This window comes from Achromobacter sp. 18P8.1.1, assembly GCF_057799415.1.
Genome location: NZ_JBYOKH010000051.1, coordinates 1 through 23,183 on the forward strand (window position 1 = coordinate 1; position 23,183 = coordinate 23,183).

The 23,183-nt window shown below is 64.8% G+C and carries 20 protein-coding genes; 6 read left to right on the forward strand and 14 right to left on the reverse strand.

Going from position 1 to position 23,183, the window contains the following annotated elements; genetic code table 11:
- Window positions 1-281: 281 nt before the first annotated feature.
- A complete protein-coding gene (locus tag AC27VE_RS24865; protein ID WP_488705285.1) occupies window positions 282-518 on the forward strand; it encodes a DUF3717 domain-containing protein in 237 nt (78 codons plus the stop codon).
- On the opposite strand, the gene AC27VE_RS24870 is transcribed toward AC27VE_RS24865, so the two are convergent.
- From AC27VE_RS24870 to AC27VE_RS24890, 5 genes are all read right to left on the reverse strand, one after another.
- Window positions 519-1,124, reverse strand: coding sequence for an SCO family protein (locus AC27VE_RS24870; RefSeq protein WP_006224575.1), 606 nt, complete (start codon window positions 1,122-1,124; stop codon window positions 519-521).
- Window positions 1,125-1,141: 17 nt separating this feature from the next.
- Complete coding sequence (gene cyoE, locus AC27VE_RS24875; protein WP_006224574.1) at window positions 1,142-2,035, reverse strand: heme o synthase; 894 nt, start codon at window positions 2,033-2,035, stop codon at window positions 1,142-1,144.
- Window positions 2,036-2,048: 13 nt separating this feature from the next.
- Window positions 2,049-3,083 carry a COX15/CtaA family protein gene (locus tag AC27VE_RS24880; protein ID WP_006224573.1) on the reverse strand — a complete coding sequence of 345 codons (1,035 nt, stop codon included), beginning with the start codon at window positions 3,081-3,083 and terminating at the stop codon, window positions 2,049-2,051.
- A 69-nt stretch (window positions 3,084-3,152) separates the two neighbouring features.
- A complete protein-coding gene (locus AC27VE_RS24885) occupies window positions 3,153-3,734 on the reverse strand; it encodes an SCO family protein (protein ID WP_006224572.1) in 582 nt (193 codons plus the stop codon).
- 84 nt (window positions 3,735-3,818) lie between these two features.
- A complete protein-coding gene (locus tag AC27VE_RS24890) occupies window positions 3,819-4,622 on the reverse strand; it encodes an SURF1 family protein (protein ID WP_280027269.1) in 804 nt (267 codons plus the stop codon).
- Window positions 4,623-4,658: 36 nt separating this feature from the next.
- Between AC27VE_RS24890 and AC27VE_RS24895 the strand changes: the two genes are divergently transcribed.
- Entirely contained in the window at window positions 4,659-4,859 is a 201-nt protein-coding gene (locus tag AC27VE_RS24895; protein ID WP_006224570.1) for a twin transmembrane helix small protein, read from the forward strand.
- A gap of 127 nt (window positions 4,860-4,986) precedes the next feature.
- Here AC27VE_RS24895 and AC27VE_RS24900 read toward each other — a convergent pair whose 3' ends face one another.
- From AC27VE_RS24900 to coxB, 5 genes are all read right to left on the reverse strand, one after another.
- The gene (locus tag AC27VE_RS24900) at window positions 4,987-5,862 is read right to left on the reverse strand and encodes a cytochrome c oxidase subunit 3 (RefSeq protein WP_006224569.1); all 876 of its coding nucleotides are present in this window, start codon (window positions 5,860-5,862) and stop codon (window positions 4,987-4,989) included.
- A gap of 37 nt (window positions 5,863-5,899) precedes the next feature.
- On the reverse strand, window positions 5,900-6,124 hold the full coding sequence (locus tag AC27VE_RS24905) for a DUF2970 domain-containing protein (protein ID WP_088589733.1): 225 nt from the start codon (window positions 6,122-6,124) through the stop codon (window positions 5,900-5,902).
- A gap of 9 nt (window positions 6,125-6,133) precedes the next feature.
- Entirely contained in the window at window positions 6,134-6,259 is a 126-nt protein-coding gene (locus tag AC27VE_RS24910) for a cytochrome oxidase small assembly protein (protein ID WP_006224567.1), read from the reverse strand.
- 31 nt (window positions 6,260-6,290) lie between these two features.
- The gene (gene ctaD / locus AC27VE_RS24915) at window positions 6,291-7,898 is read right to left on the reverse strand and encodes a cytochrome c oxidase subunit I (protein ID WP_006224566.1); all 1,608 of its coding nucleotides are present in this window, start codon (window positions 7,896-7,898) and stop codon (window positions 6,291-6,293) included.
- 102 nt (window positions 7,899-8,000) lie between these two features.
- The gene (gene coxB, locus AC27VE_RS24920) at window positions 8,001-9,158 is read right to left on the reverse strand and encodes a cytochrome c oxidase subunit II (protein WP_035213042.1); all 1,158 of its coding nucleotides are present in this window, start codon (window positions 9,156-9,158) and stop codon (window positions 8,001-8,003) included.
- Between the two features lie 290 nt (window positions 9,159-9,448).
- Between coxB and AC27VE_RS24925 the strand changes: the two genes are divergently transcribed.
- Entirely contained in the window at window positions 9,449-10,255 is an 807-nt protein-coding gene (locus AC27VE_RS24925) for an NUDIX hydrolase (protein ID WP_488705286.1), read from the forward strand.
- A 1-nt stretch (window position 10,256) separates the two neighbouring features.
- Here the strand turns inward: AC27VE_RS24925 and AC27VE_RS24930 are convergent, their stop codons facing one another.
- The gene (locus tag AC27VE_RS24930; protein WP_488705287.1) at window positions 10,257-12,980 is read right to left on the reverse strand and encodes a cation:proton antiporter; all 2,724 of its coding nucleotides are present in this window, start codon (window positions 12,978-12,980) and stop codon (window positions 10,257-10,259) included.
- A 242-nt stretch (window positions 12,981-13,222) separates the two neighbouring features.
- Between AC27VE_RS24930 and AC27VE_RS24935 the strand changes: the two genes are divergently transcribed.
- Entirely contained in the window at window positions 13,223-14,014 is a 792-nt protein-coding gene (locus AC27VE_RS24935) for a phosphodiesterase (protein WP_488705300.1), read from the forward strand.
- 317 nt (window positions 14,015-14,331) lie between these two features.
- Here the strand turns inward: AC27VE_RS24935 and rpoH are convergent, their stop codons facing one another.
- From rpoH to fghA, 3 genes are all read right to left on the reverse strand, one after another.
- Window positions 14,332-15,252, reverse strand: coding sequence for an RNA polymerase sigma factor RpoH (rpoH, locus tag AC27VE_RS24940; protein WP_427958492.1), 921 nt, complete (start codon window positions 15,250-15,252; stop codon window positions 14,332-14,334).
- Between the two features lie 155 nt (window positions 15,253-15,407).
- The gene (locus AC27VE_RS24945; RefSeq protein ID WP_488705288.1) at window positions 15,408-16,097 is read right to left on the reverse strand and encodes a hypothetical protein; all 690 of its coding nucleotides are present in this window, start codon (window positions 16,095-16,097) and stop codon (window positions 15,408-15,410) included.
- Window positions 16,098-16,196: 99 nt separating this feature from the next.
- On the reverse strand, window positions 16,197-17,063 hold the full coding sequence (gene fghA, locus AC27VE_RS24950; RefSeq protein ID WP_488705289.1) for an S-formylglutathione hydrolase: 867 nt from the start codon (window positions 17,061-17,063) through the stop codon (window positions 16,197-16,199).
- Window positions 17,064-17,296: 233 nt separating this feature from the next.
- On the opposite strand from fghA, the gene AC27VE_RS24955 reads away from it, so the two are divergent.
- Window positions 17,297-18,055 (forward strand): hypothetical protein, encoded by a 759-nt coding sequence (locus AC27VE_RS24955; protein WP_006224558.1) that lies wholly within the window; start codon window positions 17,297-17,299, stop codon window positions 18,053-18,055.
- A 381-nt stretch (window positions 18,056-18,436) separates the two neighbouring features.
- Window positions 18,437-23,176: a glutamate synthase-related protein gene (locus AC27VE_RS24960; protein ID WP_088589739.1), complete on the forward strand. Its 4,740-nt coding sequence runs from the start codon at window positions 18,437-18,439 to the stop codon at window positions 23,174-23,176.
- Window positions 23,177-23,183 lie beyond the last annotated feature (7 nt).

Genomic DNA, 23,183 nt, shown 5'->3' on the forward strand with positions numbered 1-23,183 from the left:
CGCATCCGCGTGCGGATTGGCCGATGGCGAAGGCAACCAGCCCAACACCGCGGCCACGCCCACCGCGCACATGACAATTACGGCAATCGCCGCCGCCGCGACCAGCGGATGCAGGCCGCGGCGCGAATTCTCGATTCGGGTGGTATTCATGAAGAAGCTCCATCGTAACTAACCGGCATCGGTATAGCACCCGGGCGCGGTTTCGGCATGTTGCGATGGTGACGCTTCTTTGCAGGCGCAAGCCCGGTAGACAGGCCATCTCATTCGTGGACAATAGGCGCATGGATTCCATTTCCCTGCCCCAGCTCGAACAGGCGATCAACTATTGGCGCAACGTCTCGCCGTCGGTCGGCGAGGAATCGCGCCTGTGCCCCGAAGCCGCGGCGCTGGCCACGCCCTACGCCTTGATGATCATTTCGCACCGGCACGACATCGCGGTCGCCGAACTCAATGAAAAAGCCCAGGCGGCGCTGGCCGGCTGGGCTGCTTCAGGCGCGCGCGCCCCGTCCCATCCCTGATCAGCCTTTCAGCAGGGCCTTGATGTCGTGCGTCAGGGCGTCCACGCCCAGGTTGTTGTTGGCCAGCACGCGGGATTCGCCCTTGCCGTCCAGCAGGTAGAACGCGGCGGTGTGGTCCATCGTGTAGTTGCCGTCCTTGGTCGGCGCCTTGGCGTAGTAAGCCTTGAACGACGCGGCCGCCTTCTTGACCTGGTCCGGCGTGCCGGTCAGGCCCAGGAAGCGCGGATCGAAGGCCGTCACGTACTGCTTCAGCACTTCCTGCGTGTCACGCTCCGGGTCCACCGTGATCAGCAGCACCTGCACGCGATCGGCGTCCGGACCCAGATTCTTCATGACTTCGGTCAGTTCGGCCAACGACGTGGGGCACACGTCCGGGCACTGCGTGAACCCGAAGAACACCACGACGACCTTGCCGGCGAAGTCGGACAACTGGCGCGTCTTGCCATTGGTGTCGGTCAGCTCCATGCCGCGGCCCAGCTGGGTGCCGCTGATGTCGCTGCCTTTGAACGTGGGCGCGCTTTCACCGCAAGCGGCAAGAGCGGCGGCGAAGGCGGCAGCAGCGCCGAAGCGCAGGGCCAGCCGGCGGCTGGCGGAAAACACGGACATCAACAACCTCCAGGGGGTCAGCGCAGCAGGCCGACCCAGTGGTCCACCAGCAGGGCGCCGAACAGCAGCGCCAGGTAGAGAATGGAAAAACGGAACATGCTGCGCGCAAGCTGGTCGCTGTAGGCGCGGTACAGGCGCCACGCATACGAGACGAACATGCCGCCCAGCACCAGGGCCGACAACAGATACAGCTCGCCGCTCATGCGGATGGCGTAGGGCAACAGCGTCGTGGCCACCAGCGCCACGCTGTACAGCAGGATATGCAGGCGTGTGAACTGGTTGCCGTGCGTGACCGGCAGCATGGGCAGGCCGGCCTTGGCGTAGTCGTGGTTGCGGTACAGGGCCAGCGCCCAGAAGTGCGGCGGCGTCCAGATGAAGATGATCAGCACCAGCACCCAGGCCTCGGCCGGCACCGAGTCCGCCACGGCGGCCCAGCCCAGCGCCGGCGGCATCGCGCCCGACAGCCCGCCGATCACGATGTTCTGCGGCGTGCGCGGCTTGAGGATGACGGTGTAGATGACGGCGTAGCCCACAAAAGTGGCGAAGGTCAGCCACATGGTCAGGGGGTTCACCAGCGTATACAGCACGAACATGCCCGCGCCGCCCAGCAGGCCAGACAGGCTCAGCACCTGGAAGGCCGAGATGGTGCCCTGGGCGGTGGCGCGGCGCGCGGTGCGCAGCATGCGCGCGTCGACTTCCTGTTCGATCAGACAGTTGATGGCGAAAGCGGCTGCGGCAAGCAGCCAGATGCCGAGCGTGCCGAACAGCACGCGGCGCATATCGGGAATGCCCGGTGCGGCAAGAAACATGCCGATGACTGCGCAAAACACCGCCAGCTGCGTGACGCGCGGCTTGGTGAGTACGAAGTATTGGCGGAACAATCCGGGTTGAGGAGCGGCAAGACTGGTCATAGTGGACCCTATTTTAAACGCGCACCGAATTGGGGCCATAGCCCCCCGCCGGTGCGCGTCCCGCCGTGGACAAACGCACCATCAGCACCACCGCAGCCAAGGTCAGCCCGGCGGCGCCCCCATTGTGCAGCACGGCGATCAGCAGCGGCCACTGGAAGAAGATGGTGGTCAGGCCGGTGAACAACTGCGCGACCAGCAGCGCCAGCATCAGCGTGGCGGGGCCGCGCAGGCCGGGTTCGGCCCGCAGCCGCCAGGCCAGCGTGCCCAGGTACAGGAACACGACGAAGGCGAAGTTGCGGTGCACCCAGTGGATCGCGGTCAGCGCCGGCTGCGAGATCATCTCGCCCGAGGGCAGTTCGCCCAGGCCGCGGATCACCGAATAGCCGCCGTGGAAGTCCATGTCCGGCACCCACTGCCCGTGGCACATGGGGAAGTCCATGCAGGCCAGCGCGGCATAGTTGGTGCTGACCCACCCACCCAGCGTCACCTGCACCAGCAACAGCCCGAAGCCGACTGCCACCCACGGTTTCCACCGGGCAGCCGCGGCGCCGATGGCCAGATGCGGGCGTTCGCGGGCCGATAGCCACGTCATCAGCGCCAGCACCGACAGCCCGAACACCAGATGGGAGGTCACCACGGCCGGCATCAGCTTGTGCGTGACGGTCCAGGCGCCGAACGCGCCCTGCACGCACACGGCCACCAGCGTCGTGATGGCCAGCGCGGGCGAACGGCCCAGTTCGCGGCGATAGCGCCACGCCATGTAGACGATGCCGATGATGAGCATGCCCAGGATGGTTCCGACGTAACGGTGGATCATTTCGATCCAGGCCTTGGACATCGTCACCGGCCCGAAGGGCATCGCCTGGGACGCCTGGTGGATGTCGCCCTGCGCGCCCAGCGGCGTCACGCTGCCGTAGCAGCCCGGCCAATCAGGGCAACCCAGGCCCGAATCCGTCAGGCGCACGAAGGCGCCGAACATGATCAGGTCCAAGGTCAGGAACCAGGTGAAAAAAACAAGTTTGCGGTACCGCGCTTTGATACGTTCCATTTCCCTAAACCATGACTCTGCCGCGCCGCGCGGATCCCGCGGCACTCGGCCATCCCACTATCGGTGGGGTCACCCTATCCTCGAGTTATAGACCAGCTTGCTGATGTCCTTGCGCACTTTCACGCCATCGGCCTCGGCAGGGTACTGCATCATCAGGTTGCCCAGCGGGTCGATCACCCAGATCGGCTCCGGCAGCCCCGGCTGGCCGGCGGCCGCATCCCGCGCCAGCAGGTAGCGCGCCAGCTGGTCCGGGTCGGCGCGCAGCATGACCGTGCCCTTGTAGGCTTCCAGCACCTTGTCCGGCACGGGCGCATTGTCGGTGATGAACCAGACGCGCGCCAGGCGGTCCACGTTCTTGCCCTGGCTGGCGTGGCTGTTGCGCGTGATGTAGAGCTTGCGGGCGCAGCTTTCCGGGCAGGCCGCGCCGTCGGCCGTCACCAGCAGCCACTTGCCTTTCAGGCTTTGCAGGTCGAACGGCTTGCCGTCCAGCGTCGTCAGTTTCAGGTCGCCCGCGGCCGGCATGGGGCGCTGCGGCGACACCAGGGTGCCGTAATTGCTGGAATCCGCCGGCCACCACTGCGGGTTCATGTACACCACGAAGGCGGCCACGATCGGCGCCAACGAACACAGGAACACCAGCAGCATGGGCATCAATGAGCGCTTGCGTGCCGGTTTGTCAGGTGAAATTTCGCGAGCCACTTTATATCCTGGATGATTCATTCATTGACGTGCGCATCAGGCCCGAGGGCCGCTCTGCGCGCGTTGGCGCATGCGCTTGATGGCGCCCCCCAGCACCACCAGCCATGCGATGGCGGCTATCAGACCAAACGCGAACCACTGCACGGCGTAAGACGTGTTCTTCTGGAAATCCACTGACGGCTGCGGCCAGTCGCGGACCAGGCCGTCGGCGGCGGCCGGGTCTTGCCCTGTCTGGCTGAGCACGACCGGCAACAGGTTCAGCCCCGTCGCGCGGGCATAGTCGGCAAGCGGCAGGTTCTGCACCTGCGGCACGCTGCCGCCCGCCACGGGCAAGGCGCGAGGCAACGCGGACTGGTCCTGCCCGCCCATCGACCACAGCTCGAACATGCGTGGCACGCGGTCGGAGAGTTCGCCGGTGATGGTCTGCATGCCTTCTGGCGTGGCCGGAAGCTGCGGTTCGCCCTGGCCCTGGATCACCCGCGGCAGCCAGCCGCGCAACACCACCACCGCCTGCCGCGACGACACGTCCAACAGCAGCGGCGTGGCCAGCCAATAGCCGGGCCTGCCGTCGTGGTTGCGGTTGTCCAGCAGTACACTGAATTGCGGCAGCCACGCGCCGCTGGCCTGGGCCACGCGCCACGCGGTCATGTCGTCGGAAGGCGTTGCCGGGGTCAGCATCAGCGGCGCCTGCTTGCGGCCCGCTTCGATCGCCGCCAGAATGGCGCGTCGCTCGTCGCTGCGACGCAACTGCCATTGCCCCAGCGACACCAGAATCACCACGGCGATGCCAAGCAGGAGTAGGGCGGCTACCGTGTAGCGGGTTGAATGCGGTCGGGCCATGTATCGTTGCTAACTCTGTTTTGTCCGGAGACCACCATGCGCGTTTTCGTCGTACTGGCCTTCATCGGTATTCTGGCCAGCCTGGCATCCGCCCTGGTCTACCTGATGCGGGACAAAGGCACTACCAGCCGTACCGTCAATGCGCTGACGGTGCGCATCGGGCTGTCGGTCGCCCTGTTCCTGTTCGTGCTGTTCGCCCATCACATGGGCTGGATCGAAAGCACCGGGCTTAGATAGGCCCGCGGGGCATCGGTTCCCGCCCCCATCGCAACAAAGCGCGATCGGTGCCCGGCATTGTCGCCGCCTGGCCCCCTATCGCGCTTTACCCGCCCTGCGCCGCAGAGCGGATCCGTGCCCACCTGCGTCAGAACCAGTAGACGAACAGGTACAAGCCCAGCCAAACCACGTCCACAAAGTGCCAGTACCAGGCCGCGCCTTCAAAACCGAAGTGGTGGTCGGCGGTGAAATGGCCCCGGATCAGGCGGATCAGGATGACGGTCAGCATGGTGGCGCCCAGGATCACGTGGAACCCGTGGAAGCCGGTCAGCATGTAGAACAGCGAGCCGTACGCGCCCGAGTTGAACTTCAAGTTCAGCTCCGTGTACGCGTGGTGGTATTCGGCGGCCTGACAGGCCACGAAGATGAAGCCCAGGATGACCGTGGCGGCCAGCCAGAACATCGTCTTGCCGCGGTGGTTCTCGCGCAGCGCATGGTGGGCGATGGTCAGCGTGACGCCCGAGGACAGCAGCAGCGCGGTGTTGATGGTGGGCAGCCAGAACGGGCCCACCGTCTGGAACTGTTCGACCACGCCGGCCGGACCGAAGTTGGGCCAGGCGGCCTTGAAGTCGGGCCACAGCATCAGGCGGTGATCGATGTCGCCCAGCCACGGCGTGGTGATCGTGCGCGTGTACCAGAGCGCGCCGAAGAACGCGGCGAAGAACATCACTTCCGAGAAGATGAACCAGCTCATGCCCCAACGGTACGAACCGTCGATGCGCTTGCTGTTCATGCCGGCTTCGGATTCCTGGATGGCGTCGCCGAACCAGTAGTACAGCACGACGATCAGCCCGATGAATCCCGCCAGCACGGACCATTTAGCCCAGCTGACGCCGTTGATCCAGGCTGCGGCGCCCAGCCCCATGAACAGCAGCGCCACCGCCGTACGCACGGGGTGCCCCGAGTCGGCGGGCACAAAGTAGTACGGTGCCTCTTTACCTTGAACCGAGTGGCTTGCACTCATGGCTTTCTCCCTGGTACAGATTTTTAGATTAAGTGATTCAAGTCAGGCTGGAAACCGCCCAACGCACAATTAATACCAGCACAGTAACGAAGATTGCCGCTGCCAGCAGCCCGGCCACGATCACGTGCACCGGGTTCAGCCGGGCGCTGTCTTCCCGGTAGCCCGCGCCCTTGCGCACGCCGAAGAACCCCCACGCCACCGCCTTCATCGTCTGAAGGAAACTCAGCTTGCGCCGAGAGGTTTCGTGCAGGTCATCGCTCATGGCCTTGGCCTAGCCGACCGCATTGCCGGTCAGCAGCGCCGAACCCCGCAACACGGTCCAGGCAAACACGGCAAGGACGAAGGCCAGCAGAACGAGTCCTGCGATTTTGTTGCGGCGGCGCTGCTCGGGTGTCATTGCTGTGCTACCTGGAACATGAAAGGCGGGTTCACTTCACTTCGGGCGGGGTTTCGAAGGTATGGAACGGGGCGGGCGACGGCACCGTCCATTCCAGCCCTTCGGCGCCTTCCCACGGTTTCGCGGCGGCGACTTCGCCCTTGCCCATGTAGCAGCGCAGGATCGCCCACAGGAAGATCAGTTGCGACAGGCCGAACCAGAACGCGCCAATGGTGGCCATCTGGTGGAACGTCGTGAACTGCGCAGCGTAGTCGGCATACCGGCGCGGCATGCCGGCCAGACCCAGGAAGTGCATCGGGAAGAAGGTCACGTTGAACGAGATCAGCGTCGACCAGAAATGCAGCTTGCCCAGCTTTTCGCTGTACATGCGGCCGGTCCACTTCGGCACCCAGTAGTAGGCGCCGGCAAACAGCGCGAACAGCGAGCCCGCCACCAGCACGTAGTGGAAGTGAGCCACCACGTAATAGGTGTCGTGGACCTGGATGTCGATCGGCGCCACCGACAGGATCAGCCCCGTGAAGCCGCCCATCGTGAACACGAAGATGAAGCCGATCGAGAACAGCATCGGGGTCTCGAACGTCATCGAGCCGCGCCACATCGTGGCGACCCAGTTGAACACCTTCACCCCGGTGGGGATGGAGATGAGCATGGTGGCGTACATGAAGTAGAGCTGACCCGTCACCGGCATGCCCGTCGTGAACATGTGGTGAGCCCACACGATGAACGACAGCACGGCGATGGACGCGGTGGCGTACACCATCGAGGCGTAGCCGAAGAGCTTCTTGCGGGCGAACGCAGGCACGATGGCCGACACGATCCCGAACGCCGGCAAGATCATGATGTAGACCTCGGGGTGCCCGAAGAACCAGAACACGTGCTGGTACAGGACGGGGTCGCCGCCGGCGGCCGCGTTGAAGAAGCCCGTGCCGAAGTGGCGGTCGGTCAGCACCATGGTGATGGCCGCGGCCAGCACCGGCATCACGGCCAGCAGCAGGAACGCGGTGATCAGCCAGGTCCAGCAGAACAGCGGCATCTTCATCAGCGTCAGGCCGGGTGCGCGCATGTTCAGGATGGTCACGATGATGTTGATCGCGCCCATGATCGAGGACGCGCCCATGATGTGCATCGCGAAAATGCCCAGGTCCATGCCCGGACCCATCTGCAGGGACAGCGGCGCATACAGCGTCCAGCCCGCGGCGGTGGCGCCGCCCGGCACGAAGAACGACGCCGTCAGCATGATCGCGGCCACCGGCAGCAACCAGAAGCTGAAGTTGTTCATGCGCGCGAACGCCATGTCGGATGCGCCGATCTGCATCGGGATCATCCAGTTCGCAAAGCCCACGAAGGCCGGCATGATGGCGCCGAACACCATGATGATGCCGTGCATGGTCGTGAACTGGTTGAACAGTTCGGGGCGGAAGAACTGCAGGCCCGGCTCGAACAGTTCGGTGCGCAGCAGCAAGGCGAGCGTGCCGCCTTCCAGCAACATGGCAAACGAGAAGATGAGATACATCGTCCCGATGTCTTTATGGTTCGTGGCGAATAGCCAGCGGCGCCAGCCCGTGGGCATGGCGTGGTGGTGGTCATCGTGACCGTGGCCGTGGCCCGGCGACACGTGGTCTACAGTGACGCTGCTCATGATGGACTCCTTCCTGCTGAGTGCCGCCCCCGTTCCACGGGGACGGCAGGGTATCTCTAACTAAACGGAACCGGTTCTAACGGTGGGAACGTGGGTGCGCGATCAACGCGCAGCCGCGACGTCCTTCGGTAGAACCGTCGGGTCCTGCCCCTTGCCTGCATTGCTCCAGGCATGGCGCGTATAGCTGATGACCGCTGCGATCTCGACATCATTGAGCTGCCCGCCGAATGCCGCCATCGCGGTGCCGGGCTTGCCCTTCAGCACGGTGTTGATCTGGTCCGCCTTGGGGCCCAGAACAACCTTGTCTCCGTCAAGCGGTGGGAAGCTGCCCGGGATGCCCTTGCCGTTGGCCTGGTGACAGGCTACGCAATTGGCGGCGAAAACCTTCTCGCCACGGGCAACCAGTTCGGCTTCCGTCCACTCTTTATTAGGATCGTCGGCGTTTGCCGCCATCTTCTTTTTCTGGTCTTCAACCCACTTATCGTAGTCGGCTTGCGCCAGGACTTCCACGACGATGGGCATGAAGGCGTGGTCTTTGCCACAGAGCTCCGCGCACTGGCCGCGATAGATGCCAGGCTTTTCCGCGCGGAACCAGGCGTCGCGCAGGAAGCCGGGGATGGCATCCTGCTTGACGCCGAAGTCGGGGATCATCCAGGAGTGGATGACGTCGGCCGCGGTCAGCACGACCCGGACCTTCTTATCCACGGGGACGACCATGTGGTTGTCCACTTCCATCAGATAGAACTCGCCCTTGGGCTCGCGGTTCTCGATCTGCGCGCGGGGCGTGGACAGCGTGGACAGGAACTTGACGCCGGCGGCAGAGCCGTCGAGGTATTCGTAGCCCCACTTCCATTGATAGCCCGTGACCTTGATGGTCAGGTCGGCGCTTGAGGTGTCTTTCATGGCCACGACCGTCTTGGTGGCCGGTAGCGCCATGGCGATGACGATGATGAAGGGGATGACCGTCCAGGCGACTTCCACGCCCAGATGCTCATGGAAGGTCGCGGCCTTGTGCCCCCGGGACTTCCGGTGTGCCCAGATGGAGTAGAACATCACCCCGAACACACCGATGAAAATCACGATACAGATCGTGAGCAGCAACCAATGCAGCCACATGATGTCGCGCGAAATCGCCGTGACACCTTCATGCAGGTTCAGCTGATTGACCTTCGGGCCGCCGGGCATGTCTTGCACCTGAGCGCTGGCCACGCTGCCAATCAGCATCGCACAAGCCCCCAGTATCCCTCTCCACTTCTTCATGCTTACCTCGAAACACGGCGCGAGGGCCCTTGTCGCCTAGTGGCACGAGTGTCACTTCAACAGGACTACGCGCAATTATTAGATGGCAGGGCTAGGCAGGGAGATAGAGCGGCCCCCGCATTCCCACTCGAAATCACAAAGAAACTGGCGGATTATAGCGGACACGCAAACAGATGTAAGACGGGCCTCTTGATTTCATGGGGCTCGCCCCCATCTGCACGCGCCCCTTGACCTCACGCCATAAACAGGGTGGCATAAAATCACCGCCAACCTCATCACGGCGCCCGACGATGCTCAAGCAGTTGCCCGATTTGTATGCCGACCTGTGCGCCCGCGCGCAGGAACCCGCCCCGGAAGGCGCGCACGCTTTATATATTGCGGGCCGCCGCTGCGGCTGGGCCACGCACGCGGCGTGCGACGCGCTGCGCGACGCACCCGGTGTGGCCTGCGACGACACGACGCTGCGCATCGGCCAGGACCTGACCCCGGGCGCCGCGCTGAACGCCGTGCTGGAAAATGTCGCGGAACTGTTGCGCCAGGCCAACTGCCTGCGCGGCTGGCGCGACGAACTCCTGGACGTGATGGACGGCGAACAACCGCTGGGCGTGATCGAACGCGCGGCGGTGCGGCCCCTGGGCCTGCTGACCAAGGCGGTGCACCTGAACGCCTGGACGCCCGACGGGCGGCTGTGGGTCGCGCGGCGCGCGCTCAGCAAGTCCACCGATCCCGGTATGTGGGACACCCTGGTGGGCGGCCTGGCAGGCTGCGGCGAAGACCTGGAACTGGCGCTGCTGCGCGAATGCGGTGAAGAAGCGGGCCTGGACGCGCCCGACCTGGCCCAGCGCACGCCCCTGCGCACCATCCTGCGCATCCACCGCCGGCTGCCCGAGGGCTATCAGGTGGAAGACGTGCTGACCAGCACCTGCGTGCTGGCGGCCGACGCCCGCCCCGCCAACCGGGACGGCGAAGTCATGCAGATCGCCACGGTAGACGTGGCGACCGCCATCAAGCAGGTCGCTGACGGCGAATTCACGCTGGAAGCGGCGCTGGTGATCATCGAAGACATCATGCAGCGCCAGGCCGCCGGCCAGATCTGAATCAGCGGGGGGCAACCCCCGGCTCGCCCAGCATGCCGGACGACGGCTCCGGTGAGTCGGATGGGTCGGCTTTGGCGGCAGGCTGCGGATGAGGACCTGCCACCTTGACGTCAGATTCGTCCGATACCTTCGGTGCTGGCGCCTCGGCGCCCGCGGCTTCGGCCGCTTCGGCAGCCTGGGCCGGGCTTGGGGCCGAGACCGGCGCGGGGGTCGGCGCAGCTGACGCGGCAGACGCCTGCGAGAACTGCTTCCAGACCTCGATCGCGCGCAGGCGCTGCTTGGCCACGACCTGGATGCGCTCGCGCAAGTGCTCGTCGCGCGCCAGCAGGGCGTGGAAATCGCGCGAAGACAGCATCAGCAGCTTGCTGTAGCCCAGCGACGTCACGTCCGGCGTGATCTGTTGCTCGCCCAGCAGGCCCAATTCACCGAAGAATTCACCACTGCCCAGTTCGATCATCGTATGGTCGGGCAGATGCACGGCCACGGCGCCAGACGCCACAAAGCACATTTCCTCGCCATGGCGGCCCTGGGTCAGCACGCGCTGGTCGGGCAACGACAGCCGCGGCTTGAGCAACTTGCTGATCGCGCGCAGCGAATCGGGCGACAGGCCTTCGAACAGCGGCACGCGCTTGATCAGTTCGGCCGCGCTCATTTCGATATCCAGCGGCGGGTGGGTGTCGATATGCGCCCAGCGGCTCTTTAACTGCGCCATCAGGTCCGCATAGACCTCGCCGCTGATCAGGAACTGCTCAAGCATGTCGCGGTAGCGGATGCGCTCGAGTTCGCGCGCCACGCGGCCCAGGTAGCTTTCCTGCAGCCACTGTGCGTACGAGGGGTACTGCAGGTTCAACGCCTGCATGGCGCTTTCAATCAAGTCCAGGCGGCGCTGGTGCAACGACACGATGCGCTGGGTGGCCGCTTCGCCCAACAGAGGCGTGACCTGCTCGCGCGCGAACACGATCAGCCGCTGCGCGACGGAGCGCTTGCTCATCAGGTTGGCGAACCGCTGGCCCAGTTCGCGCGCCAACCAGCCCTGAAAGCCAAACAGGTAATGCATGCGCAGCGCCAGGCGAAAGCCCGTGGAATAGCGCACGTCCGCCACGATGGCGCGTTCAAAGCCGGGCACGCCGCCCAGGCGGATGGCGTCCTCCAGCCGTTCGGCCCGCGCCAGCAGGGCCTCGGCCATGCGCCAGTCCACGATCTGCGCCTTCAGAATGTCGAAGAACATTTCCTCTTCGCGCTGGGCCACGATGGCCAGGCCCACGGCCACGCGTTGCTCGTCGCTCATCTGGCCGACCTGGCCGTCATGCACGCTGGTCAGGCTGGCGTCGAACACGGCGCGGATGCGGTCGCGGACCTCGGTGCCGATGTGCTCGGTCTTGGCCACTTCGTCGGTCTTGCCTTGCAGGTCTTCCAGCGCCACGGCCAAGGCCTGATTGCGGATGGTGCGTTCCACCGAAGACAGCTGATTCAGGCCCAGCATGCGGATCAGCGGCCGCAGGCTGATGCCGTTGATGAACAGGGTAAGCAACACGTAGCTGGTCGTGGCCACGGCGATGAACTGGCGCGCCTCTTCGGGCACCCCGGTTTGCTCCGTCACGGCCAGCGCCAGCGCCAGCGACACGGCCCCGCGCAGTCCGCCCCACAGCATCACCACCTTGTACGGGTTGCTGACCTTGGTGCCCAGCCGGGTCAGCCCCAGCAGCGGCAGCAGGCCGAACACCACGATGGCGCGCGCGATCAGCGTCGCGACGAACACCACTGCCACCAGCACCAGTTCCTGCCAATCGGCGGCGGCCATCAGCTTGGGAATCAGCATGGCCGCGAACAGGAAAATCAGCGAATTGGCCCAGAACCCGAACTGTTCCCAGGCACTGGACAGGTATTCGAAGGTGGTGGGCGACATGCGCGTGCGGCCCGTCGACCCCACCACCAGGCCCGCGATCACGGTAGCGACCACGCCCGACACGTTCAGGTAGTGCTCGGAGATGAAGAAGGACAGGTAGGCCAGCGTCAGGGTGAGCGTGATTTCGGCCGTGGGAAAGCCGCGCAGCCATGCGAACAGGAAGCAGGCCAGCCGCCCCATCGCAAAGCCGGCCAGGCCGCCCCCGATGAAGTGCACGATGAAGTCGTTGAAGATGCCGCTGACGGTCAGTTCGCCGTGGCCGCTCAGCACGGCCAGCAGCACGGAGTACAAGGCGATGGACGCCGCGTCGTTGAACAGGCTTTCGCCTTCGACCAGCGTCGTCAGCCGCTTGGGCGCACCGACTTCGCGGAAGATGCCCACCACCGCGACCGGGTCGGTCGTGGCGACGATGGCGCCCAGCAGCAGGCAGACCACGAGGCCGTAGGGGGAGATCGCGTCCAGCGTCACCCCGACCACCACCGTACATACCACCACGGCCACGATGGCCATCATCAGGATGGGGCCGATGTCGTCCATCAGGCGGCGCACGTTCATCGACAGCGCCGTCTCGAACAGCAGCACCGGCAGGAACACCATCAGGAAGGTTTCAGACGAGATCTCGAAGCGTTCCAGCGAATCGAGGAAGTCGCCGATCCAGCTGGGCGCCCAGCCGTGCACGTGAATAATGATGCCCAGCAGACAGCCGACGATAGCCAGCAGCACCGAGTACGGCAGCTTGAGGCGGCCAGCCAGCGGTGGCATGAAGCAGACCAGTGTGAGCAAACCGGCCAAGCCGAAAACAAGAAAACCTACATCCATGGATAGCGCCGCGTCCCGATCATGAAGCGTGTGTGAAGTTCCCCAAGAATAGCGGCTTTTTTCCCAGGCTCCTGCCGGCAAACGGAGGAGAATCATGAAGAACGCACGTTTCGTTACCCCAAGCCGGGCAAGAAATATGCGCCACGCCCTGTTTTTTGGGTAATGTGCAAACGGTATCCACTTCGCAGGAGCGGCACTTGCCCCGCGTCCATTCCCTGGCCCGGCGCCAACACGCGCCCGCCATGCTCGTCCAGCTGACCGACAGCCATTTGTTCGGCGAACCCGACACCGCGATGCTGGGCGTCAATACCGATGCGAGCCTGCGCGCCGTGCTGCGCCAGATCCAGGCCGACGGCAAGCACCCCGACCTGTTGATGGCCACGGGCGACCTGTCTCAAGACGGGGAAGCGGCTTCTTATCGGCGCTTTGCCTCCATCCTGGGCGAGTCCGAGGCATTGGCCCGCGCGCAGATCCGCTGCCTGCCGGGCAATCACGACCAGCCGGCCGTACTGCGCCAGGAATTGCCGCAATGGTCGGCGCCGGTAACCGACGTCGGCGCCTGGCGCGTCGTGGCGCTGGACACCACGGTGCCCGGCTCCAACGCCGGCCACTTGCCCGACAGCCAACTGGACCTGCTTGAGGCCGCCCTGGCTGACGCGCCCGGCCGCCACACCCTGGTCGCGATGCATCACAACCCGATGCAGATAGACAGCCACTGGCATGACTCGATGATGATCGACAATCCGCAGGCGCTGTTCAAGCGCCTGGCCCGCTTTCCGCAGGCGCGCGTGCTGCTGTGGGGACATGTGCATCATGAGTTCGACCGCCGCCGCCACAACCTGCGCATGCTGGCCACGCCGTCGACCTGCTTTCAGTTCAGCATCCGCGACGGCAAGCACGTGGTCGACAACATGGCGCCCGGCTACCGCTGGATCAAACTCTATGAAGACGGGTCGATGGCCACCGGCGTGCGTCGCGTGCAGGACGCGCTGTGGCATACGGCGCTGGCGCCGGACGACGCGCAAGCCGCATAACGAGCGGGCATAAAAAACGGGGCACCAAGATATGCATGGTGCCCCGCAAGCATCCGTCTCATAGGGGAGGGGAAAGAGGAGAAGCCGAGACGGATGACAAGACTGCTAACCGAAGTTCGCGGTCTACATGAAGTTAGTCGGCGCGATCCCCATTAAGTTTCTGCAATCACGCAAAATTAAGGGCCAAATTTGTATCAATTTATTGATCGATTGTGGCGCCTGTGCCGCCGCAGCATGCCCGGGCGGTCGCGTGCAAAGAAAAGGGCCGCTTGCGCGGCCCTTTTTGCTGATTGATGCAGCGGGTGGAACCCGGCGGATCAGGCGGCCAGGTTGCCGCGCATCTTCTTCAAGGCAGCAGCTTCAATCTGGCGGATGCGTTCGGCCGACACGCCGAATTCCTGCGCCAGTTCGTGCAGCGTGGCGCCACCGTCGTCTTGCAGCCAGCGGGCCTCGACGATACGGCGCGAACGGGCGTCCAGTGCTTCCAGCGCGGTATTCAGCCCCGTGCTCTGCAACTGGTCGCGCGCAGCGCGTTCCAGCACCCGCGTGGGTTCCTGGCGGCCGTCGTCGGACAGGTAGGCGATCGGCGCATAGCTATCGTCGTCGTCGTCCTGGTTTTCCAGCGACATGTCGCGGCCGGACAGGCGCACTTCCATTTCGCTCACGTCTTCGCGGCGCACGTTCAGTTCGCGCGCGATGTGATCGACCTGTTCCGGGTCCAGCGTCTGGCCATCGGGGCGCATGCTGCGCAGGTTGAAGAACAGCTTGCGTTGGGCCTTGGTGGTAGCCACCTTGACCAGGCGCCAGTTGCGGATGATGTATTCGTGGATTTCGGCCTTGATCCAGTGCACGGCGAACGACACCAGGCGCACGCCGCGCTCGGGGTCGAAACGCTTCACGGCCTTCATCAGGCCGACGTTGCCTTCCTGGATCAGGTCGGCGTGCGGCAAGCCATATCCGAGGTACTGGCGAGCAACCGACACCACCAGGCGCAGGTGAGACAGAATCAGCTCGCGCGCCGCGCCCAGGTCTTCCTGGTCACGCAGGCGGCGGCCCAGCTCGGTTTCACGCTCGGCGGACAGGACCGGCAGGCGGTTGACCGAAGAGATATACGCGTCGATCGTGCCAAGTGCGCCCGGATTGGCAATGGCCAACGCCAGGGCGTTGCCGGAAGCGGCCAACGAGGTACTGGGTTGTTTCATAGCGGGGGTCTCCGGAAAGCGAAGGGGTAACGACATGGATTCGATGTTAGCACTCTAGTAAAGGGAGTGCTAATTCGACTATTGCGGTGCGTCAAAGTTTCACCGGGACATTATGTCCCTGTTTATTTTTTGCTCGTCCATTTGCACGACACCTCAGCCGTGGCGGGCCTGCGGGTGCCTGTGCGACGGCCCTACCAACCCAGGCGCTTCAGGCCTTCTGCGGTCGCTTCGCCGTCCGGGCGGACGAACAAGGCGCCGCGGGGGTCCATGAACACCTGGTATTTCGCGCCATCGAACAGCGGCATGTAGGCCCCGCTTCCAAATTGGACATCGACAAAGGGGAACGAGTTCGGAAAACTTTTCTTCAAGGACCCCAGGTCGGGGGCCGGCCAGTCATCCAGCGCGTGGACCGAGCGGGTCGCCGACGCCTCGCGCGCCGTATCGCTATAGCGTCCTGACAAGCGCTCCAGCCGGTACAGCGGCGGCACGCCGGCCATCAGCGCGGGCAGTTTCCAGCGCACGACCCGGGCGTCGATCTGCCACTGGTCGCCGTACAGCACGTATTGCTTGGGGCTGATGCCCGGCGCCGTGGCCGTGACCTGGAACTGGCCTTCGGCCTGCTGGCGCACCTCGATGCGGGCCACGGATTCGTCCGTGGTCAGGCGGAAGAACTGGACCAGCGACAGTGCCAGCAGCCCCGACACGCATCCCAGCAACACCAGCATCAGGCCGAACAGGCGCCGCACCGGCCGAAACTGGAACATCTTGCGGCCACGTTCGTCGCGGGGGCCGCCCCGGCCCAGCAGCATGGCCAGGCCCGGCAGCAGGACGACGACGGCGCCCAGAAGTATCCAGACGAAGGGAGCGATACCGTTGATCAAATCAAGCGTTCCTATTCAAGGAAACCGCGGGTCCCAGCCCGGCACGCCCAGGGCGCCACGAGCCTGCTGCGGCAGGCTCCCCAGTATAGAAGCGCGTTTTCAGGCTGCCGGTTTTCCAAGCCGTTCGACGTGAAACCGGATGTGATCCTCGATGTAGGTCGAGATGAAGTAGTAGCCGTGGTCGTAACCGGCCTGCCGGCGCAGCGTCAGCGGCTGATCGGCGGCATCGCAGGCCGCCTCGAATACGTCGGGATACAACTGCTCGGCCAGGAATTGGTCTGATTCGCCTTGGTCGATCAGGATGCCGGCGGGGAAGGGCTGGGTCAGGCCACGCATCAGAGCCGACGCGTCGTACGCGGCCCAGTCCTGGACGTTGTCGCCCAGGTAGGCGCCGAACGCTTTCTTGCCCCACGGGCACAGGCTGGGCGCGGCAATGGGTGCAAACGCCGACACCGAACGGAACTTGCCGGGGTTGCGCAGCGCCAGCACCAGCGCGCCGTGGCCGCCCATGGAGTGGCCGAAAATGCCCGTGCGCGACGCGTCGCCGGGCAGGGCGCCGCCGGTGACGATGCCATGCAGTTCGTCAGTGACGTAGCTGTACATGCGGTAGTGGTCGCGCCAGGCGGGCGTGGTGGCGTCCACGTAGAAACCGGCGCCCGTGCCCAGATCCCAGCTTTCGTCTTCGCCGGGCACATTCGCGCCGCGCGGGCTGGTGTCGGGCGCAACCAGCATGACGCCCAGTTCGGCTGCCAGGCGCTGGGCGCCCGCCTTGATCATGAAGGTCTCTTCCGTGCAGGTCAGCCCCGCCAGATAGAACAGCACCGGCACCGGGCCTTGCTCGGCTTGCGGCGGCACGTAGACCGAAAAACGCATGGGCAGGCCGATGGCGGCGGAGTCATGGCGGTAGTAGCGCTGCGTGCCGCCAAAGCACCGATGTTGGGAAATGAGTTCCAAGGCCACAGGCATGGATTTTCTCCGGTCAGGGGGGTGAAAAAAACGTCTGCGGGTTAGGGTATATCCACGGTACGACGTTCCGTCGCCAAATGTTAACCTGCCCCTCATACGGGCCCGGCGGTAAAAAAAGAAACGATTCCGTGCCCATATTGTGATCACGGGACTTGACCAGCGCCCACCGTGGCACTATTTATATACCGTGAGCGAAGACAACCCGTTCTTCCAGATACGCAAGCCCTGACACTATGGCCCGTCTGCCCCGTCTGTACGCCCCCGGGCTGCCCCAACTGGTGCAGGCCAACTTCATTTCGCCGCTGGCCGCGCCATCGCAGCCCGCGCCCGCCGATATCCTGAACCAACTGGCCACGTGGCTGGGCGAATCCGCCCAACGCCATCGGGTCTCGGTTCACGGCTGGCTGCTTGCCAACGACCGCATCCTGCTGCTGGCCACACCGGCCGACGAAGAAGGCCTGCCCAGGCTGATGCAGACGTTGGGCCGCAATCTGGCGGCGCGCTTGCGCGGCGGCCGGGTGTTCGCGGGCCGCTACCGATCCGCGCTGCTGGAACCTGGTGCATGGGTCTTGCCTGCGCTGGTCTGGCTGGAAACCTACCCCGTGCGCAGCGGCGCCTCGCAAGATCCCGATTCGTGGCCCTGGTCCTCGGCGGCCAGCCACACCGGCAATACGACGGCGGCGCCCGCGCAGTGGCAATCTGATCACGCCGATTACTGGGCGTGCGGCAATACGCCGTTCGACCGCCAGGCCAATTACCGCAAACGCCTGCAGGACGGTTTGTCGCGCGAGGAAACGCAGCGCATCGATCAAGCCGTTTCGGGCCAATGGGCGCTGGGCGGCGCAAGCTTCATCGCAAGCCTCGCGCATACGGCCAGCCGGCGCGTCGCACCCGGCCAGCGTGGCCGGCCGCGCAAGAAGCCGGCTGCCCCGGCGGACGCCGAGTCCGGCTCCGCCGCCCCGCCGACATCCACGCCGACCACAACCTCCTGACAACCGACCCGCCTTCATGGCGGGTTTCTTTTTGGCGGAGATCTTTCCGGCGGCCTCTTTCCGCGCCGCCGGGCGAGCCTGTGCATTTTTCGCCACATCGCGCGCTTGATATTTCGCAGCCAAACACCCCATTTAAATGGGGACGCATAAAGCGGAAATTGGGGATTTCACTAGGTCCGACCGCAACGAGCCTGACACCCCTCCGTGGCAAGCCAATAACGGCGCGCCCGTTGTTATGTCCCTATATTTATGCCCTATGATGGAGCATCAATATAACTAGGGTCACACCCTATTTGTTCTTATTGCACCCTACTTGCGGCGGGGGTATTGTCCGTCTCCTGCACTGCAACATTACGACGCAGGCCCACTGCGGAGCGCGCCATGCCCCAAATTACCCCGATCGAATCCTGTCCCACCGCCAAGGCGACCCCCATCGATGCCAGCCGCATCGGTCTGCCTTCGGCCCAGGGCCTGTACCACCCCAAGAATGAGCATGACGCCTGCGGCGTCGGTTTTGTTGCGCACATCAAGGGCAAGAAAAGCCACGCGATCATCCAGCAAGGCCTGAAGATCCTGGAAAACCTGGACCACCGCGGCGCGGTCGGCGCAGACAAGCTGATGGGCGACGGCGCGGGCATCCTGATCCAGATCCCGGACACGCTCTACCGCGACGAACTGAGCCAGCAAGGCATCATCCTGCCGCCTCCGGGCGAGTACGGCGTGGCCATGGTGTTCCTGCCCAAGGAAACCGCCTCGCGCCTGGCTTGCGAACAGGAACTGGAACGTTCCGTGCGCGCCGAAGGCCAGGTCGTCCTGGGCTGGCGCAATGTGCCGGTGGACGTCGACATGCCCATGTCGCCCACCGTGCGCGACTGCGAACCCGTCATCCGCCAACTGTTCATCGGCCGTGGCGCCGACGTGATGGTGCCCGACGCGCTGGAACGCAAGCTGTACGTGATCCGCAAGACCGCCAGCCACGCCATCCAGGCCATGCATCTGGCCCACGGCAAGGAATACTTCGTGCCGTCGGCCTCGGTGCGCACCGTGGTCTACAAGGGCCTGCTGCTGGCCGACCAGGTGGGCCGCTACTACCGCGACCTGGCCGACACCCGCACGGTGTCCGCCCTGGCGCTGGTGCACCAGCGCTTCTCGACCAACACGTTCCCCGCCTGGCCGCTGGCCCACCCGTACCGCATGATCGCCCACAACGGCGAAATCAACACGGTCAAGGGCAACTTCAACTGGCTGCGCGCCCGTGAAGGCATGATGCAGTCGGCCGTGCTGGGCGACGACCTGAAGAAGCTGTACCCCATCGTCTACGAAGGCCAGTCCGACACCGCCACGTTCGACAACTGCCTGGAACTGCTGGTGAATTCGGGCTATTCGCTGGCCCACGCCATGATGATGATGATCCCGGAAGCCTGGGAACAGCACACGCAGATGGACGAGTCGCGCCGCGCGTTCTACGAGTACCACGCCGCCATGATGGAGCCGTGGGACGGCCCCGCCGCCGTCGCGTTCACCGATGGCCGCCAGATCGGCGCCACGCTGGACCGCAACGGCCTGCGTCCCGCCCGTTACCTGGTCACCGATGACGACATGGTCATCCTGGCTTCGGAAGCCGGCACGCTTTCGATCCCCGAGAACCGCATCGTCAAGAAGTGGCGCCTGCAGCCGGGCAAGATGTTCCTGATCGACCTGGAACAGGGCCGCATCATCGACGACGCCGAGATCAAGTTGCAGCTGGCCAACAGCCGCCCGTACCGCCAGTGGATCGAACGCCTGCAGATCAAGCTGGAATCGCTGCCGGCGCCGCGCCAGGTCGCCGTTGCCACGCAGTCGTCCGTGTCGCTGCTGGATCGCCAGCAGGCCTTCGGCTGGACCCAGGAAGACTACAAGTTCATCCTGGAACCCATGGCCTCGACCGGCGAAGAAGTCATCGGCTCGATGGGCAACGACGCCCCGCTGGCCGTGCTGTCGGACCGCGCCAAGCCGTTCTACAACTACTTCCGCCAGTTGTTCGCCCAGGTCACGAACCCGCCGATCGACCCCATCCGCGAACAGCTGGTGATGTCGCTGGTGTCGTTCATCGGCCCCAAGCCCAACCTGCTGGACATCAACAACGTCAACCCGCCGCTGCGCCTGGAAGTGTCCCAGCCGGTGCTGGACTTCGCCGCCATGGCGCAGATCCGCGACATCGAGCAGGTCACGGGCAAGAAGTTCCGCAGCTTTGAACTGGACATCACGTACCCCGCCGCCTGGGGCCCCGAGGGCATCGAAGCCCGCGTGGCCGCGCTGTGCGCACGCGCCGTCGATGCGGTGCAAAGCGGCTACAACATCCTGATCGTGTCGGACCGCCTGGTCGACAGCGAGCGCGTGGCCATCCCCGCGCTGCTGGCAACCTCCGCCGTCCACCAGCACCTGATCCGCGCTGGCCTGCGCACCAACACCGGCCTGGTCGTGGAGACCGGTTCGGCGCGCGAAGTGCACCACTTCGCGCTGCTGGGCGGCTACGGCGCCGAAGCCATTCACCCCTACCTGGCGCTGGAATCGCTGGGCAAGATGAATGACCCCGAAAAGGCCGTGAAGAACTTCATCAAGGCGATCGGCAAGGGCTTGAACAAGGTCATGTCCAAGATGGGCATCTCGACCTACATGTCCTACACCGGCGCGCAGATCTTCGAAGCCGTGGGCCTGCAAAGCGGCCTGGTGAACAAGTACTTCACCGGCACCTCGTCCAACATCGAAGGCATCGGCATCTTCCAGGTGGCCGAAGAAGCGCTGCGCCAGCACCGCGCGGCCTTCAGCACCGACCCGGTGCTGGCCAACGACCTGGACGCCGGCGGCGAATACGCCTACCGCGTGCGGGGCGAAGAGCACATGTGGACGCCGGATTCCATCGCCAAGCTGCAGCACGCCTCGCGCGCCAACAACTACCGCACCTATAAGGAATACGCGCAGATCATCAACGACCAGAGCCGTCGCCACATGACCTTGCGCGGCCTGTTCGAGTTCCGCTTCGACCCGTCGCGCGCCATCCCGCTGGACGACGTCGAATCGGCCAAGGACATCGTCAAGCGTTTTGCCACCGGCGCCATGTCGCTGGGTTCGATCTCGACCGAAGCGCACTCGGTGCTGGCCGTGGCCATGAACCGCATCGGCGGCAAATCCAACACCGGCGAAGGCGGCGAAGACGAGCTGCGCTACCGCGCCGAAATGCGCGAAGGCAAGAGCACCATCAAGGACGGCGACACGCTGGCCTCGCTGCTGGGTTCCGACCGCATCGAAGCCGACGTCGTGCTGAAGAAGGGCGACTCGCTGCGCTCGAAGATCAAGCAGGTGGCGTCGGGCCGTTTCGGCGTGACCGCTGAATACCTGTCGTCGGCCGACCAGATCCAGATCAAGATGGCGCAAGGCGCCAAGCCCGGCGAAGGCGGCCAGTTGCCCGGCCACAAGGTGTCGGAATACATCGCCAAGCTGCGCTATTCGGTGCCGGGCGTGGGCCTGATTTCGCCCCCGCCGCACCATGACATCTACTCGATCGAAGACTTGGCCCAGCTGATCCACGATCTGAAGAACGTGAATTCCAAGGCCTCGGTGTCGGTCAAGCTCGTGTCCGAAGTGGGCGTGGGCACGGTCGCCGCCGGTGTCGCCAAGGCCAAGGCCGACCACGTCGTGATCGCCGGCCATGACGGCGGCACGGGCGCGTCTCCGGTGTCGTCCATCAAGCACGTGGGCACGCCGTGGGAACTGGGCCTGGCCGAAACGCAGCAGACGCTGGTGCTGAACCGCCTGCGCAGCCGCATCCGCGTGCAGGCCGACGGCCAGATGAAGACCGGCCGCGACGTCGTCATCGGCGCGCTGCTGGGCGCCGACGAATTCGGCTTCGCGACCGCCCCGCTGGTCGTCGAAGGCTGCATCATGATGCGCAAGTGCCACCTGAACACCTGCCCGGTGGGCGTGGCCACGCAAGACCCGGTCCTGCGCAAGAAATTCCAGGGCAAGCCCGAGCACGTCGTGAACTTCTTCTTCTTCATCGCCGAAGAAGTCCGCGAAATCATGGCCCAGCTGGGCATCCGCAAGTTCGACGACCTGATCGGCCGCGCCGATCTGCTGGACATGCGTTCTGGCGTCGAGCACTGGAAGGCGCAAGGGCTGGACTTCGCCCGCGTGTTCCATCAAACGCAGTCGGATGCCGACGTGCGCCAGACCGAAGAGCAGGACCACGGCCTGGCCGGCGCGCTGGACCACCAGTTGATCGACCGCAGCCGCCCCGCGCTGGAACGCGGCGAAAAGGTGTCGTTCATCGTGCCGGTGCGCAACCGCAACCGCACGATCGGCGCCATGCTGTCGGGCGCGGTGGCTTCGCGCTACGGCCACGACGGCTTGCCGGACGACACCATCCACATCCAGTGCAACGGCACCGCCGGCCAAAGCTTCGGCGCGTTCCTGGCGCACGGCATCACGATGGACCTGGTGGGCGAAGGCAACGACTACGTCGGCAAGGGCCTGTCCGGCGGCCGCATCATCGTGCGCTCGCCCAACGACTTCCGCGGCTTCGGCCCCGACCACATCATTGCCGGCAACACCGTGCTGTACGGCGCGCTGGCAGGCGAAGCGTTCTTCAATGGCGTGGCCGGCGAACGTTTCGCGGTGCGTAACTCGGGCGCCGCGACGGTCGTGGAAGGCACGGGCGACCATGGCTGCGAATACATGACGGGCGGCACGGTCGTGGTGCTGGGCGCGACAGGCCGCAACTTCGCGGCGGGCATGTCGGGCGGCGTGGCTTACGTCTGGGATCCGGAACGCACGCTCAAGCACCGCGTCAACCTGTCGATGGTTGAACTGGAAGGCGTGGCGCCGCATGCGGAACAGCAGGCGGGCAACAACATCGACATCTGGCACAGCGCGCAGCGCGGTGGCGAGCGCGAGACGGATGAAACCATCCTGCGCCGCCTGGTGGAAGACCACTTCCGCTACACCGGCAGCTACCGCGCCCGCGAGATCCTGGGCGACTGGGAAGCCTCGCGCGGCAAATTCGTAAAGGTCATGCCGACGGACTACCGTCGCGCATTGGGTGAAATGTGGCGTGCAGCCAACCAGCAACAACTGGCTGCGTGAGGGATAC

Coding starts and splice junctions, on each gene's coding strand:
- AC27VE_RS24925 (WP_488705286.1), top strand. CDS start 9,449: ATGCTCAAGCAGTTGCCCGATTTGTATGCCGACCTGTGCGCCCGCGCG.
- ctaD (WP_006224566.1), bottom strand. CDS start 7,898: ATGAGCAGCGTCACTGTAGACCACGTGTCGCCGGGCCACGGCCACGGT.
- AC27VE_RS24870 (WP_006224575.1), bottom strand. CDS start 1,124: ATGTCCGTGTTTTCCGCCAGCCGCCGGCTGGCCCTGCGCTTCGGCGCT.
- rpoH (WP_427958492.1), bottom strand. CDS start 15,252: ATGTCGTTACCCCTTCGCTTTCCGGAGACCCCCGCTATGAAACAACCC.
- AC27VE_RS24895 (WP_006224570.1), top strand. CDS start 4,659: ATGCGCGTTTTCGTCGTACTGGCCTTCATCGGTATTCTGGCCAGCCTG.
- coxB (WP_035213042.1), bottom strand. CDS start 9,158: ATGAAGAAGTGGAGAGGGATACTGGGGGCTTGTGCGATGCTGATTGGC.
- AC27VE_RS24880 (WP_006224573.1), bottom strand. CDS start 3,083: ATGGAACGTATCAAAGCGCGGTACCGCAAACTTGTTTTTTTCACCTGG.
- AC27VE_RS24900 (WP_006224569.1), bottom strand. CDS start 5,862: ATGAGTGCAAGCCACTCGGTTCAAGGTAAAGAGGCACCGTACTACTTT.
- AC27VE_RS24910 (WP_006224567.1), bottom strand. CDS start 6,259: ATGACACCCGAGCAGCGCCGCCGCAACAAAATCGCAGGACTCGTTCTG.
- AC27VE_RS24885 (WP_006224572.1), bottom strand. CDS start 3,734: ATGCCCATGCTGCTGGTGTTCCTGTGTTCGTTGGCGCCGATCGTGGCC.
- AC27VE_RS24960 (WP_088589739.1), top strand. CDS start 18,437: ATGCCCCAAATTACCCCGATCGAATCCTGTCCCACCGCCAAGGCGACC.
- cyoE (WP_006224574.1), bottom strand. CDS start 2,035: ATGACCAGTCTTGCCGCTCCTCAACCCGGATTGTTCCGCCAATACTTC.
- AC27VE_RS24935 (WP_488705300.1), top strand. CDS start 13,223: ATGCTCGTCCAGCTGACCGACAGCCATTTGTTCGGCGAACCCGACACC.
- fghA (WP_488705289.1), bottom strand. CDS start 17,063: ATGCCTGTGGCCTTGGAACTCATTTCCCAACATCGGTGCTTTGGCGGC.
- AC27VE_RS24955 (WP_006224558.1), top strand. CDS start 17,297: ATGGCCCGTCTGCCCCGTCTGTACGCCCCCGGGCTGCCCCAACTGGTG.
- AC27VE_RS24865 (WP_488705285.1), top strand. CDS start 282: ATGGATTCCATTTCCCTGCCCCAGCTCGAACAGGCGATCAACTATTGG.
- AC27VE_RS24930 (WP_488705287.1), bottom strand. CDS start 12,980: ATGGATGTAGGTTTTCTTGTTTTCGGCTTGGCCGGTTTGCTCACACTG.
- AC27VE_RS24890 (WP_280027269.1), bottom strand. CDS start 4,622: ATGGCCCGACCGCATTCAACCCGCTACACGGTAGCCGCCCTACTCCTG.
- AC27VE_RS24905 (WP_088589733.1), bottom strand. CDS start 6,124: ATGAGCGATGACCTGCACGAAACCTCTCGGCGCAAGCTGAGTTTCCTT.